This is a genomic window from Pseudomonas maumuensis, from assembly GCF_019139675.1.
Lineage (GTDB): Bacteria > Pseudomonadota > Gammaproteobacteria > Pseudomonadales > Pseudomonadaceae > Aquipseudomonas > Aquipseudomonas maumuensis.
The window spans coordinates 3,434,171-3,447,363 of sequence record NZ_CP077077.1 but is presented as its reverse complement, the minus strand read 5'-3'; the positions used below and the strand labels follow the sequence as shown (position 1 = coordinate 3,447,363).

Annotated in this window: 13 protein-coding genes; 2 read left to right on the top strand and 11 right to left on the bottom strand. The window is 65.1% G+C overall.

What is annotated here, in order from left to right; translation table 11 throughout:
• Window positions 1–44: 44 nt before the first annotated feature.
• From KSS90_RS15290 to KSS90_RS15270, 5 genes are all read right to left on the bottom strand, one after another.
• Window positions 45–1,055, bottom strand: a complete 1,011-nt coding sequence (locus KSS90_RS15290) for a zinc-binding alcohol dehydrogenase family protein (protein WP_217866237.1) — start codon at window positions 1,053–1,055, stop codon at window positions 45–47.
• A gap of 118 nt (window positions 1,056–1,173) precedes the next feature.
• Entirely contained in the window at window positions 1,174–1,824 is a 651-nt protein-coding gene (locus KSS90_RS15285) for a TIGR04211 family SH3 domain-containing protein (protein WP_217866236.1), read from the bottom strand.
• 215 nt (window positions 1,825–2,039) lie between these two features.
• Window positions 2,040–3,413 (bottom strand): nucleotide 5'-monophosphate nucleosidase PpnN, encoded by a 1,374-nt coding sequence (gene ppnN, locus KSS90_RS15280; protein WP_217866235.1) that lies wholly within the window; start codon window positions 3,411–3,413, stop codon window positions 2,040–2,042.
• A gap of 155 nt (window positions 3,414–3,568) precedes the next feature.
• The gene (pncB, locus tag KSS90_RS15275) at window positions 3,569–4,768 is read right to left on the bottom strand and encodes a nicotinate phosphoribosyltransferase (RefSeq protein ID WP_217866234.1); all 1,200 of its coding nucleotides are present in this window, start codon (window positions 4,766–4,768) and stop codon (window positions 3,569–3,571) included.
• A complete protein-coding gene (locus KSS90_RS15270; protein WP_217866233.1) occupies window positions 4,765–5,415 on the bottom strand; it encodes a nicotinamidase in 651 nt (216 codons plus the stop codon). Before KSS90_RS15270 ends, pncB begins: the two co-directional genes overlap by 4 nt.
• A 143-nt stretch (window positions 5,416–5,558) precedes the next feature.
• On the opposite strand from KSS90_RS15270, the gene KSS90_RS15265 reads away from it, so the two are divergent.
• Window positions 5,559–6,266 (top strand): NUDIX hydrolase, encoded by a 708-nt coding sequence (locus KSS90_RS15265; RefSeq protein WP_217866232.1) that lies wholly within the window; start codon window positions 5,559–5,561, stop codon window positions 6,264–6,266.
• A 59-nt stretch (window positions 6,267–6,325) separates the two neighbouring features.
• Here KSS90_RS15265 and KSS90_RS15260 read toward each other — a convergent pair whose 3' ends face one another.
• The 5 genes from KSS90_RS15260 to ribBA form a co-directional block, all read right to left on the bottom strand.
• The gene (locus KSS90_RS15260; protein WP_217866231.1) at window positions 6,326–7,474 is read right to left on the bottom strand and encodes an ABC transporter ATP-binding protein; all 1,149 of its coding nucleotides are present in this window, start codon (window positions 7,472–7,474) and stop codon (window positions 6,326–6,328) included.
• Window positions 7,475–7,493: 19 nt separating this feature from the next.
• Window positions 7,494–8,300: an ABC transporter permease gene (locus KSS90_RS15255; RefSeq protein ID WP_046856011.1), complete on the bottom strand. Its 807-nt coding sequence runs from the start codon at window positions 8,298–8,300 to the stop codon at window positions 7,494–7,496.
• Window positions 8,301–8,306: 6 nt separating this feature from the next.
• The gene (locus KSS90_RS15250; protein ID WP_111532250.1) at window positions 8,307–9,224 is read right to left on the bottom strand and encodes an ABC transporter permease; all 918 of its coding nucleotides are present in this window, start codon (window positions 9,222–9,224) and stop codon (window positions 8,307–8,309) included.
• Complete coding sequence (locus KSS90_RS15245) at window positions 9,221–10,246, bottom strand: ABC transporter substrate-binding protein (protein ID WP_217866230.1); 1,026 nt, start codon at window positions 10,244–10,246, stop codon at window positions 9,221–9,223. Before KSS90_RS15245 ends, KSS90_RS15250 begins: the two co-directional genes overlap by 4 nt.
• A gap of 326 nt (window positions 10,247–10,572) precedes the next feature.
• Complete coding sequence (gene ribBA, locus KSS90_RS15240; protein WP_217866229.1) at window positions 10,573–11,685, bottom strand: bifunctional 3,4-dihydroxy-2-butanone-4-phosphate synthase/GTP cyclohydrolase II; 1,113 nt, start codon at window positions 11,683–11,685, stop codon at window positions 10,573–10,575.
• 78 nt (window positions 11,686–11,763) lie between these two features.
• Between ribBA and KSS90_RS15235 the strand changes: the two genes are divergently transcribed.
• Window positions 11,764–12,057 (top strand): DUF1330 domain-containing protein, encoded by a 294-nt coding sequence (locus KSS90_RS15235; protein WP_038705893.1) that lies wholly within the window; start codon window positions 11,764–11,766, stop codon window positions 12,055–12,057.
• Here KSS90_RS15235 and KSS90_RS15230 read toward each other — a convergent pair whose 3' ends face one another.
• Entirely contained in the window at window positions 12,058–13,146 is a 1,089-nt protein-coding gene (locus KSS90_RS15230; protein ID WP_217866228.1) for a TerC family protein, read from the bottom strand.
• Between the last annotated feature and the right edge of the window lie 47 nt (window positions 13,147–13,193).

The window sequence follows — 13,193 nt, the reverse complement described above, 5'->3', positions numbered from 1 at the left end:
CTGCAGGCACGGCGCGTCCTCGCGCCTGCAGGGCCCGTGGCGGTCTAGAACCCTTCCAGTACCACTTTGCCCTTGGCCTTGCCACTTTCGACGAGCTCATGGGCCCGGCGCAGGTTGGCCGCGTTGATCGCGCCGAAATGCTCGCCCAGCGTGGTCTTGATCACGCCTTCATCGACCAGCCCGGCGATTCGCTCCAGCAGTTCGTGCTGCTTGATCATGTCGGCGGTCTGGTACAGCGAACGGGTGAACATCAGCTCCCAGTGCAACGACAGCGACTTGCGCTTGAGCGGCACCACATCGAGGCTGGCTGGGTCGTCGATCAGTGCCAGGCGGCCTTGTGGGCGCAGCACCTCGACCAACTGCGCGAAGTGGCGGTCGGTGTGGGTCAGGCTGATCACCAAGTCCACCTGGCCAATACCCAAGGCCTCCAGCTGGGGTGCCAGCGGCTGGTTGTGATCGATCACCTGGTGGGCGCCGAGTTGCCGCACCCAGGCTTGGGTCTCAGGGCGCGAGGCGGTGCCGATCACGGTGAGGTTGGTGAGCTGGCGCGCGAGTTGGGTGAGGATCGAACCCACGCCACCGCCAGCGCCGACGATCAGCAGGCTTTGCCCTTCGCCACCGCCTTCATGCACGCCCAGACGGTCGAACAGCAGCTCCCAGGCGGTGATCGAGGTCAGCGGCAGGGCGGCGGCGCTGGCATTGTCCAGGCTGCGCGGCTTGTGGCCGACGATACGTTCATCGACCAGGTGCAGTTCGCTGTAGCTGCCGGGGCGGTCGATGGCACCGGCATAGAAGACCTCGTCGCCGGGCTGGAACAGGGTCACCTGTTCGCCTGTGGCGCGCACCACGCCGACCGCGTCCCAGCCCAGCACCTTGGGTTGGCCGCTGCTGCCGCTGCCGGCGCGGACCTTGGTGTCGACCGGATTGACCGCGATGGCGCGGACTTCCACCAGCAAATCGCGTGGACCGGGGGCAGGCGCGGGCAGGTCGCTGTCGTAGAGCGAGGCCGGGTCGGTCAGTGGCAGGCCGTGTTGGGTGAAGACGATGGCTTTCATGGCATCAGGGTCCCTGAGTGGTAGGTAGGGCAACCTTAGCCTGCAAGATTTATCGCAAAAACATCGCAATCACAGGAACAGTTTCAGCATTTTCTTGAAAATGCAGCGGCCATGCTGGTCAGAACCAGCGATCGTTGCGTTTGCGCCCACGGGTCAGCGCCGGCAGGATCAGCCCCGCCAGCAGTCCGGCGCCGGCAATGCTGCCGCCATACACCATGTAGCGCATCATCACCTGCTTGTTCTCGTCCCCCAGGCGCGCCTGGGTGTCGCGCAGGCTCGACTGGCTCTGCTCGAGCTGCTCGTTGAGTGCCTTGTTGCGGGTTTCCAGCTCGTCGATCAGCGCCTTGCGCGAATCCAGGGTTTCCTGCATGCCCTGCACGCGGTTCTTCCAGCTGTCGTCGATGGTCTTGAGCTGGCCGGACAGCTCGGCCACTTGGGCGTCGAGCTGCGGCAGGCGCTCGCTCTGGCCGGGCACCGCCTGCAGGTCGCTGGTGAGGATCCACACCAGGTCGCCGCTCTGCCCGCGTACCTGGCTGTAGTTGCCCTGGTTGGTGACCAGGGAGACCTTCTGCCCGGACTTGAGCGTGCCGACGATGCGGTGGCCGTCGGTGGGGCCGCTGCGTACGTAAGTGTTCAGGCTGTCACTGACCCAACGCGCATCAGTGGCCGGCTCTTCGGCGTGGGCCGGAGCGGCGAGGGCGATCAGGGCGGCGATCAGGCCACCGCGCAGGGCGGTGAGGGCAGGGGAAGCGGGCTGAATGTCTGGCATGCTGGTCTTCGCTGAAACAGGACGAATGAAGGCCCGATGACTGGGCCGGCGATCCGGTCGGGTGGATTGACCGTCAGCGAAAGACCGTTTTTTTGTAGGCAGGTTCACCACCTGGCGTAGCAAATATCCGCAAAATATTGCGAAAAACCAGGACTTACCTGCCCCTGTGGGAGCCGGCTTGCCGGCGAAAGGGCCGCAAAGCGGCCCCAAGGGCCTTAGGCCACCACCTCATAGCACGGCACATACGCCGCCCCACCGGGCAACTTCATGCGGTGCTGGTCGACGAACGCCTGCAACAGGCGCCCGAGCGGGTCGAGGATCGCCGCATCGCCGCGGATCTGGTAAGGCCCGTGCTCCTCGATCAGGCGGATGCCCTTGTCCTTGACGTTGCCGGCAACCACGCCCGAGAACGCCCGGCGCAGGTTGGCTGCCAGCTCGTGTGGCGGCAGGTCACGGCGCAGGGCCAGGTTGGCCATGTTCTCGTGGGTCGGGTCGAACGGGCGCTGGAAGCCTTCGTCGATCTTCAGCAGCCAGTTGAAGTGGAAGGCGTCGTTGCGCTCGCGGCGGAACTGCTTGACTGCCTTGAGCCCCTCGACCATCTGCCGCGCCACTTCGGCCGGGTCGTCGATGATGATCTGGTAGTGGCGCTGCGCCTCCTCGCCAAGGGTGGCGCCGACGAAGGCATGCAACTGCAGCAGGAACGGCTCGGCGCTGCGCGGCCCGGTGAGCACCACCGGGAACGGCAGGCCCTGGTTGTCCGGGTGCATGAGGATGCCGAGCAGGTAGAGGAACTCCTCGGCGGTACCGGCGCCGCCGGGGAAGATGATGATGCCGTGGCCGACACGCACGAAGGCTTCGAGACGCTTCTCGATGTCCGGCAGGATCACCAGCTCGTTGACGATCGGGTTGGGCGCCTCGGCGGCGATGATGCCCGGCTCGGTCAGGCCCAGGTAGCGGCTGCCATGCATGCGCTGCTTGGCATGGGCGATGGTGGCGCCCTTCATCGGGCCCTTCATCACGCCCGGACCGCAGCCGGTGCAGACGTCCAGCTTGCGCAGACCCAGTTCGTGGCCGACCTTCTTGGTGTACTGGTATTCCTCGGTGCTGATCGAGTGGCCGCCCCAGCACACCACCATCTTCGGCTCGACACCAGGGCGCAGGGTGCGGGCGTTGCGCAGCAGGTGGAAGACGTAGTCGGTGATGCCTTGCGAGCTTTCCAGGTCGATGCGCTGGCTGGCCAGTTCGCTCTCGGTGTAGACGATGTCGCGCAGGGCGCTGAACAGCATCTCGCGGGTACTGGCGATCATCTCGCCATCGACGAAGGCGTCGGCTGGAGCGTTGAGCAGTTCCAGGCGCACGCCGCGGTCCTGCTGGTGGATACGCACCTCGAAGTCCTTGTAGGCCTCGAGGATGGTCTTGGCATTGTCGACATGGGCGCCGGTGTTGAGGATGGCCAGGGCGCACTGGCGGAACAGGGTATAGAGGCTGCCGGTACCGACTTCGCTCAGTTGCTGGACTTCACGTTGCGACAGCGTCTCCAGGCTGCCCTTGGGGCTGACGGAGGCGTTGATGACATTGCGTTGGGGCATCTGGTCTTTCCTGTGCGGGTAAAACATCCTTCTTTGACAACACCATACAAGCAAATGTGCGTGGCAACGAGGGCCTTGGTGAAAAACCTTGGACCGCAGTGCCTACCCTGTGGGAGCCGGCTTGCCGGCGACAGGGCTGCATGGCAGCCCCGGGGTTATTGGACGTTAAACACATGCCGCAGGTACGCCACGAAGTTCTCGTCCCGGCACTGGGTCTTACCCGGGCTGTCGGAAATCTTCGCCACCGGCGCACCGTTGCAGGCGGTCATCTTGATCACCATGTTCATCGGCGTGACCCCGGGAATGTCGCAGGTCAGGTTGGTGCCGATACCGAAGCTGACGTTGATCCGCCCGTGCAGGGCGCGGTAGAGGGTCAGCATCTTCTCGAAGTCCAGTCCGTCGGAGAAGATCAGGGTCTTGCCCTTTGGGTCCATACCCAGCCGCTCATAGTGGGCGATGGCTTTCTCGGCCCAGGCCAGCGGTTCGCCCGAGTCATGGCGCAGGCCATCGAAGAGCTTGGCGAAGTACAGGTCGAAGTCCTTCATGAACGCGTCCATGCCGATGCAGTCGGTCAGGGCGATGCCCAGTTGGCCGCGGTACTCGCGCACCCAACACTCGAGGGCGGCGGCCTGGCTGTCCACCAGACGCGGGCCGAGCTGCTGGTGGGCCATGAACCATTCGTGGGCCATGGTGCCGATGGGCTTGACCTGGTACTCGCGGGCCAGATGTACGTTGCTGGTGCCGACGAAGCGTCCGGGGAAGTCGCGCTTGAGGATGTGTACCACCTCTTCCTGCACCCGGTAGGAGAAACGCCGGCGGGTGCCGAAATCGGCCAGTTGCAGGCCGGCCAGCTCGTCGCCGCTGGCTTCGGCCTTGAGCCAGTCGAGCTTCTGGTAGAGGCGCTCGCCGACCTGTTCGATCATCACCTCGCGGTAGCGATAGCGGTTGCGCACTTCACTGACAATCGCCAGCAGCGGGATCTCGAACAGGATCACGTGCAACCAGGGGCCGCGCAAGCGGATCGCCAGCTGCCCGGCGTCGTCCAGGCCCACCTGCACATAACGCAGGTTGAAGCGGAACAGGCTGAGGAAGCGGATGAAGTCCGGCTTGATGAACGGGATCTTCTCCAGGTAGGCCAACTGGTCGTGGGTGATCGACACATCGGCCAACTGCTCGACCTGGTAGCGGATCTCGGCGAGGTAGGGCGCCAGGTCCTCGTTGTTGCGGCAGCGGAATTCCCATTCCACCTCGGCGTTGGGGTAGTTGTGCAGCACCGCCTGCATCATGGTGATCTTGTAGAAGTCGGTGTCCAGCAGATTCTGGATGATCCGGGGGCCGAAAACGCTGTCGCTCATGGGCGAGCCTCCTTGAGAGCGGTGAGCTGGTCGTCGAGGGCCTGTTCGTCGCCGCACAAGTGGATGCCGGCATTGGCCATTGCAGTGCAGGCAGCCTGTGCGCCCTCGACGCTCAGTGCGCGGCAGGCCGGCAGGTACAGCAACACCTCGAAACCGGCGCGGCGCAGTTGCAGGGCGGTGGTGCGCACGCAGTAGTCCAGTGCCAGGCCGCCGACGATGATCGCCTGTACCTGTTGCACCTTGAGGAACTCAATGACACCGGTGGAGCGGCGTTCGGCCAGGTCGTGGTAGCAGGCGCCGTAGGGGTGAAGGTCGGGTTCGACGCCTTTCCAGACGAAATAGTCGTAGTCGATGGGGGCGGGCAGGCCTGGCAGCAGCTCGAAACCTCGGGTGCCGGGCACGCAGTGGCTGACCCAGGTCAGGTCGGCGTTGGCCAGGGCCAGCGGTTGCAGCATCTGGGCGGCTTCGGCGACCACCCAGGCGGCGTTTGCCGGGTGGGCGTCCTTGCTGCCCAGGCGTAGCGTGGCGCGTTGAGCCATGGCATTGAGCGCGGGGGCGATCAGGTGGCCGCCGGGCACCGGCAACTCCTGGGGTGCATTGTCGGTAAAGCCGTTCTGCGCGTCGACGTCGAAGCTGGCGATGATCATGGGCGGACCTCTTCGGCTGGGAATGCCTATATATTTCACCTGGTGCTATAAGTATGTCAAGGCTGACTTCAATTGCTAATCAGTGCTTGAAAGACTTAGTTGCTCTGGTGGAATATGGCGGCATTTACAAGAGGAGCCGTACCGTGAGTACCGCAGAAGTATTGGCCAGCGTGGATATCGTCGCCCTGCGCCTGTCGCCTCACAGCCAGCGTCTGGAGGTGTTGCTGCACCTGCGCGAGCGCGAGCCCTACAAGGGCCAATGGGCCTTGCCGGGTGTCGTCGTCAATGGCCGTACCGTGGATAACAACCTCGATGCCGCCGCCGGTCGGGCCCTGGCGGAGAAGGCCAGGGTGCGTCCGCGCCACCTGGAGCAGGTTGGCACCGAGGGCAATGCCGTTCGCGATCCGCGCGGTTGGACCTTGAGTACCTACTATCTGGCGTTGCTCGATCCGGCGGTCGAACTGGAGCTCGAGGGCTCGCAGGTTGCGTTCTTCGACCTGCGAAGCGTGCTGAGCAATGAGCTGTCGCTGCCGTTCGATCATCGCCTGCTCGTCGAGCGGGCCCATCAACGGCTCGAAGCCAAGTCCGTGTACAGCAATCTGCCGTTTTACCTGACACCGGAGCGGTTCACCGTGCTGGATGCCCTGGCAGCGGTAGAGGCATGCGTGGGGCAGGCGGTCAACAACACCTCGCTGCGCAAACGGCTGGAGCGCATGAAGAGCGAAGGCTGGGTGCAAGACACCGGAGAGAAGATCCAGCCCAGGCTTGGGCGGCCCCAGCAGCTATACCTGCATACCCCGCAGGGCGGCGGGGCATTCATGTTCGATCGCAGCTTGCTGGCAGGCGGATAAGCCAGGCGGCCTACCGCGGGTACACCGGTGAAAGGGCTGCGCAGCAGCCCCCACTTTGCTCAATGTGCCCCAGCGCCCTTGCTCAGGTCGCTCTCGGCCCATTCGGTGTAGATGCACGCATCCGCCACCGCCCAGCGCACCTTGACCGGGTCGCCTGGACGCATGGGCATGCCGGCGGCGGACAGCGCCTTGACCGTCAGCGCCGTGCCGCCCTGGGTGACCACGTGGCAGGTCTGGCTTTCGCCGAGGAACAGCAGCTCGGCGACCGTGGCGGTGACTTCGTTCCAGCCTGCCGGCAAGGGTTCGCGCGCCGCTTGCTCGACGGTCAGCGCCAGGGCCTTCTCCGGGCGCACCATGATCAGCGCTTCCTGGCCGTTGGCCAGGCCCGGGGTCAGGCGCACCGCCACCGGCTGGCCCTCGAAGTGCCCGGCGCCGTTGCCGCTGGCAGTGAAGCGCAAGAAGTTGGAGTTGCCCAGGAACGAGGCGACGAAGGCATTCGGCGGGTTCTGGTAGAGGTCGTAGCCGGTGCCCAGGCCGACGATGCGGCCATGGCTGAAGATGGCGATGCGCTGGGACAGGCGCATCGCCTCCTCCTGGTCGTGGGTCACGTAGACGATGGTGATGCCCAGGCGTCGGTGCAGTTGGCGCAATTCGTCCTGCAGGTCTTCGCGCAGTTTCTTGTCCAGCGCGCCGAGCGGCTCGTCCATAAGCAGGATGCGCGGCTCGTACACTAGCGCCCTGGCGATCGCCACGCGCTGCTGCTGGCCACCGGACATCTGCGAGGGCTTGCGGTGGGCGAAGGGTTCCAGGCGTACCAGCTTGAGCATCGCCTCCACGCGCTTGCGGGTCTCGTCGGCGCCGAGCTTGCGGATGGCCAGGGGGAAGCCGATGTTGTCGCGCACGTTCAGGTGCGGGAACAGCGAGTAGCGCTGGAACACCATGCCGATGTCGCGCTTGTGCGGCGGCACGTTGACCAGCGACTGGCCGTCGACCAGGATCTCGCCGCTGCTGGGCGTCTCGAAGCCGGCCAGCATCGACAGGGTAGTGGACTTGCCCGAGCCGCTGGAGCCGAGGAAGGTGAGGAACTCGCCGTCCTGGATTTCCAGGTCGAGGTTGTCCACGGCGGTGAAGTCGCCGTAGTGCTTGTTCAGGCCGCGCAGGCTGACCAGGGTCTGGTTGCGCGTATCGTCTTTGATCACTGCACTCATTGTCATTGTCTCCGGGCAGTCAGGCGTTTTCGGCGCGCCGGCGCAGGGCGGCGGCAATGAACATCACAAGCAGGGACAGGCCGATCAGCAGCGTCGAGGCCACCGCGATCACCGGGCTCAGGTCCTGGCGCAGGGTGGTCCACATCTTCACCGGCAGGGTCTGCAGGTCGGGGCTGGCCATCATCACGCTCAGCACCACCTCGTCCCACGACACCAGGAAGGCGAACAGGCCGCCGGCGATCATCCCCGGGCGGATCGCCGGGAAGGTCACCTTGACGATCGCCTGCAGGCGCGAGGCACCACAGATCACCGCGGCGTCCTCGATGGACTGGTCGAACAGCTTGAGCGAGTTGATGATCGAGATGATGGTGAAGGGCAGGGCGACGATCACGTGGCTCACCACGAAGGCGAACAAGGTGCCGGTGTAGCCCAGCTTGAGGAACAGCGCGTACACCGCCACGGCGATGATCACCAGGGGCACGATCATCGGCATGGTGAACAGCCCGTACAGCAGCTCGCGGCCCGGGAAGCGACCGCGCACCAGGGCAAAGGCGGTGGGCAGGCCGAGTGCCACGGCGGCGAAGGTGGTGAGCAGCGCCACCTTGAGGCTGGCCAGCGCCGCGTCCATCCACTCGGGGTTGGCGAAGAACTGCGCGTACCACTTGAAGGTCCAGCCCGGTGGCGGGAACACCAGCCACTGTGACGAGCCGAACGACAGCAGGATGATGAACACCACCGGCAGCAGCAGGAAGGCGGCGATCAGCCCGGTGGTCAGGTACAGCCCGGTGCGCAGCGGGCGACCCATGGCATTGGGGGAAAGCAGCATGGCGGTTTACCTCGCGTTGCCGACCGGGGACTCCGGCTGCAGCTTCAGGTACAGGTAGAAGAGCACCAGGGTGATCACCACCAGCAGCGCGGCGGCGGCGCTGGCCAGGCCCCAGTTGAGGAACGACTGCACCTGCTGGATGATGAACTCGGGCAGCATCATGTTCTGCGCGCCGCCGAGCAGGGCCGGGGTGACGTAGTAACCGAGCGACATCACGAACACCATCAGCGCGCCGGAGAACAGCCCCGAGCGGCACAGCGGCAGGAACACCTTCCAGAAGTTGGTCCAGGGGCTGGCGCCGCAGATCGAGCCGGCCTGCAGCACCATCGGGTCGATGGCATGCATGGTCGCCTGCAGCGGCAGGACGATGAACGGGATCATGATGTAGCTCATGCCGATCACCACGCCGGTGAGGTTGTGCACCATCTCCAGCGGCGCATCGATGATGCCCAGCGCCATCAACACCTTGTTGATCACCCCCGAACTCTGCAGCAGCACCAGCCACGAGTAGGTGCGCGCCAGCAGGCTGGTCCACATCGACAGCAGCACGATGTTCAGCAGCCAGCGGCCCCAGCCCTTGGGCACCAAGGTGATTGCCCAGGCCAGCGGGAAGCCCAGCAGCACGCTGATCAGGGTGACCAGGCCGGCCACCGAGAAGGTGTTGAACAGTACCCGGGCATAGGCCGAGTTGGCGAACAGTTGCGCATAGTTGCCAAGGCCCGGCTCGGGCTCCAGCACCCCGCGCAGCAGCAGGCCGACCAGCGGGGCGAAGAAGAACAGGCCGAGGAACAGCAGCGCCGGCAGCAGGTTGCGGCTGCCGCGCCAGCGTTGGCTGATGGGCGGGCGACGCTCGGCCGCCCCGGGAGCGCCGGTGCCGCTGGGGGCACCTTGCGCGTTGTGCAGGGCATTGATGGCGACTTTCATTTGACCAGCCACTCATTCCAGCGGGCGGCGATGGCCTGGCCGTTCTTCGCCCAGTAGGCGAAGTCCAGGGTCACCTGGTCCTGGGCGTAGGCGGTCGGCAGGTTCGGCGCCAGGTCTTTGTCGAGCTTGGCCACGCTGTCGACGTTGACCGGGGCGTAGGCGGTCTTGTTGGCGAACTCGGCCTGGCCTTCGGCGCTGCTGGCGTTGGCCAGGAACTTCATGGCTGCGTCCTTGTTCTTCGCGCCCTTGGGGATGACCAGGAAATCGGCCATGACCAGGTTCTGCTTCCAGCTCACGCCGACCGGCGCGCCGTCTTGCTGCAAGGCATACACGCGGCCGTTCCAGAACTGCCCGAGCGCGGCTTCACCCGAGGCCAGCAGTTGCTGCGACTGGGCGCCGCCGCCCCACCAGACAATGTCTTTCTTGATGGTGTCGAGCTTCTTGAAGGCGCGGTCCAGGTCCAGTGGGTAGAGCTTGTCTGGCGCCACGCCGTCGGCCAGCAGGGCCAGTTCGAGCACGCCGGGGCTGGGCCACTTGTACAGGGCGCGCTTGCCGGGGTAGGTCTTGGTGTCGAACAGGGCGGACCAGTCCACCGGCTTGTTGGCGCCGAGCTTGCCCTCGTTGTAGCCGAGCACGAAGGAGAAGAAGAACGAGCCGACACCATGGTCGGAGACGAAGCGCGGGTCGATCTTGTCGCGCTGGATCTGCTTGAAGTCGAGGGGTTCGAGCAGGCCTTCGCTGGCGGCGCGCAGGGCGAAGTCGGCTTCGACATCGACCACGTCCCACTGCACGTTGCCGCTTTCGACCATGGCCTTGAGCTTGCCGTAGTCGGTGGGGCCGTCCTGCACCACCTTGATCCCGGACGCCTTGCTGAAGGGTTCGGCCCATGCGGCCTTCTGCGCATCCTGGGTGGTCCCGCCCCAGCTGACGAAGTTCAGGCTGTCGGCCGCCTGGGTGGCCTGGCAGGCCAGGGTCAGCAGGCTGGCGGACAGCACTGCGGTTACTCGTTTGCTCAACAGCATGGTTACGCCCTCGTTGCTTTTGTTATTCGAGGCGGGCTTCTGTCGCCCGCCAATCATGTTCGGGGAGCAGCGTCAAACGGGTGGAGCGTGGCCGTCATGACAGTGTAGGTGCGGCCGGCAGAATCAAGGTCTACGGAATGTCATATTATGGTATTCCAAGCTTTTCGCAAGAGGTCGGCGTTGACCGGCCATCACTCCGCGTGGCGATAGGGGCCGCTTTGCGGCCCATCGCCGGCAAGCCGGCTCCCACAGATACGGCGCGGGTCTTAGGATTGCGAGGTCCCTGTGGGAGCCAGCTGACAGACAGAGCTTGCAGCCACGTGAAATCAATTGCCCTCGAACGGGATGCTTTGCACCACCTCCAGCTCATACCCGGAAAGCCCGGCGTATTTGAGCGGCGGCCCTAAGTGACGTAGCTTGCCCACGCCCAGGTCTTGCAGAATCTGCGCCCCGGTGCCGACCTCCGAGTAGACCTTCGACTGGCCACGCTGGTAGGGCCGAGCCGGTTGCGTCAGTTGCGGCACGCGTTCGAGCAAGGCCTGGGAGGACTCGTGGTTGGCTAGGATTACCACCACCCCGGCACCTTCCTCGGCGACCTTCTGCAGCGCCGCCCACAGCGTCCAGTTGGCCGGGCCTGCGTATTCGGCACCGACCAGGTCGCGCAGCGGGTCGATCACATGCACGCGCACCAGGGTGGGCTGCTCGCGGCGGATCTCGCCCATGACCATGGCCATGTGCACGCCGCCTTCAATGCGGTCTTCGTAGGTGACCAGGCGGAACGTGCCATGCACCGTGGGCAATGCGCGTTCACCGATGCGCTTGATGGTCTGCTCGGTGCTCAGCCGGTAGTGGATCAGGTCGGCGATGGTGCCGATCTTGATGCCGTGGCGGGCAGCGAACACTTCCAGGTCCGGCCGGCGGGCCATGCTGCCGTCGTCGTTGAGCACTTCGACAATCACCGATGCCGGGCTGAAGCCTGCCAGGCGGGCCAGGTCGCAACCGGCCTCGGTGTGCCCGGCGCGGGTCAGCACGCCGCCTTCGCGGGCGCGCAGGGGGAAGATGTGGCCTGGCTGTACCAGGTCTTCGGGGCGGGCGTCGGCGGCCATGGCCGCGGCGACGGTGCGCGCCCGGTCGGCGGCGGAGATGCCGGTGGTCACGCCACTGGCGGCCTCGATCGATACGGTGAAGGCGGTGCTGAACACGCTGCCGTTGGTCGGGACCATCTGTTCCAGGCCCAAGCGCTGACAGTGCTCGTCGGTCAGCGTCAGGCAGATCAGGCCACGCGCCTCGCGGGCCATGAAGTTGATGGCCTGGGCGTCGCAGCGCTCGGCGGCGATCAGCAGGTCGCCTTCGTTTTCCCGGTCCTCGTCGTCCACCAGCAGGACCATCCGGCCCTGGCGATAGTCCTCGAGAAGTTCTTCGATGTTGTTGAAGGCCATGTTGCACGCTCATGCTGGTCAAGAAAGTTTTATGGTATACCATAATACGAAAATGACCATGCAACAGGAGCGCGACGAATGAAGGCCTACTGGATCGCCCACGTGGATGTCACCGACCCCGAGCAATACCTGCAATACACCCAGCGCGCGCCGGCGGCGTTCGTCGCCTTTGGCGGGCGATTCCTGGCCCGGGGCGGCCGCAGCGAGGCGCTGGAGGGGCGGGCGACGCCGCAGCGCAGCGTGGTGATCGAATTCGATTCCTATGAGCAGGCCGTGGCCTGCTATCGCTCGGACCTGTACCAGGAGGCCTGCCGCCATCGCCAGGGCGCGGCGATGGCGCAGGTGATCATCGTCGAGGGGCTCGCGCCCTGATCAGACCCGCAGGTGCGGGCCTTTCTTTTCGGGATTCTTGTCGGTGGGGATGGAGGTCGGCGTGTCCCCTGTAGGCACTGGTGCGTCCTGCGCTTGCTGCGGGGCGTCGGGTTGCGGCTGATTGCGCGTGCGCAGCAACGACAGCAGCACGCCGCCGAGCAACAGCCCGAACGTGACCCCCAGCGAAATCCCGGCCGGTACCTTGCCCACCAGCCCGTGCCAGAAGATCTTGCAGCCGATGAAGATCAGCACCAACGCCAGCGCGTACTTGAGGTAGACGAAGCGGTGCATCAGCGCCGCCAGGGCGAAGTACAGCGAGCGCAGGCCGAGGATGGCGAAGATGTTCGAGGTGTAGACGATGAACGGATCCTGGGTGATGGCGAAGATCGCCGGCACGCTGTCGACGGCGAACACCAGGTCGGCCAGCTCGATCAGCACCAGGGCCAGGAACAGCGGCGTGGCATAGCGGATGGCGCGGTCGGTTCCGGGCGGCGTGAGATGGACGAAGAAGTGCCGGCCATGCAGCTGGTCGGTTACCCGCATGTGCCGACGCACGAAGCGCAGCACCGGGTTGTTGGCCAGGTCCGGGTGGGCGTCGTCCTTGGACAGGGCCATCTTCACCCCGGTGAACAGCAGGAAGGCGCCGAAGATATACAGCACCCAGGCGAAGTGCTGCACCAGCGCGGCGCCCACGCCGATCATGATCGCCCGCAGCACCACCACCCCGAGGATGCCCCAGAACAGCACGCGGTGCTGATAGCGGCGGGGGATGGCGAAGAAGCTGAAGATCATCGCCATGACGAACACGTTGTCCATCGACAACGACTGCTCGACCAGGAAACCCGTATAGAACTCCAGCGCCGGCTGTGCCCCGAGCTCATACCAGACCCATACGCCGAACAGCACGCCGACGCTGAAATAACCCGAATACAGCAGCAGGCTTTCGCGCATCTCGATCTCGCGGTCCTGGCGGTGCAGCACGCCGAGGTCGAGGACCAGCAAGGCGATGACGATGGTGATGAAGACCAGCCACAACCAGGTGCTGGTGCCGAGAAAAGGTGTAAAGAGGAATGTGTGCAGAGCTGTCATGAGCCCCTCCTTGATTGTCGACGTTGCATGGCAACAGTGATTCCGAC

Coding starts and splice junctions, on each gene's coding strand:
- KSS90_RS15290 (WP_217866237.1), bottom strand. CDS start 1,055: ATGAAAGCCATCGTCTTCACCCAACACGGCCTGCCACTGACCGACCCG.
- KSS90_RS15285 (WP_217866236.1), bottom strand. CDS start 1,824: ATGCCAGACATTCAGCCCGCTTCCCCTGCCCTCACCGCCCTGCGCGGT.
- ppnN (WP_217866235.1), bottom strand. CDS start 3,413: ATGCCCCAACGCAATGTCATCAACGCCTCCGTCAGCCCCAAGGGCAGC.
- pncB (WP_217866234.1), bottom strand. CDS start 4,768: ATGAGCGACAGCGTTTTCGGCCCCCGGATCATCCAGAATCTGCTGGAC.
- KSS90_RS15270 (WP_217866233.1), bottom strand. CDS start 5,415: ATGATCATCGCCAGCTTCGACGTCGACGCGCAGAACGGCTTTACCGAC.
- KSS90_RS15260 (WP_217866231.1), bottom strand. CDS start 7,474: ATGAGTGCAGTGATCAAAGACGATACGCGCAACCAGACCCTGGTCAGC.
- KSS90_RS15255 (WP_046856011.1), bottom strand. CDS start 8,300: ATGCTGCTTTCCCCCAATGCCATGGGTCGCCCGCTGCGCACCGGGCTG.
- KSS90_RS15250 (WP_111532250.1), bottom strand. CDS start 9,224: ATGAAAGTCGCCATCAATGCCCTGCACAACGCGCAAGGTGCCCCCAGC.
- KSS90_RS15245 (WP_217866230.1), bottom strand. CDS start 10,246: ATGCTGTTGAGCAAACGAGTAACCGCAGTGCTGTCCGCCAGCCTGCTG.
- ribBA (WP_217866229.1), bottom strand. CDS start 11,685: ATGGCCTTCAACAACATCGAAGAACTTCTCGAGGACTATCGCCAGGGC.
- KSS90_RS15235 (WP_038705893.1), top strand. CDS start 11,764: ATGAAGGCCTACTGGATCGCCCACGTGGATGTCACCGACCCCGAGCAA.
- KSS90_RS15230 (WP_217866228.1), bottom strand. CDS start 13,146: ATGACAGCTCTGCACACATTCCTCTTTACACCTTTTCTCGGCACCAGC.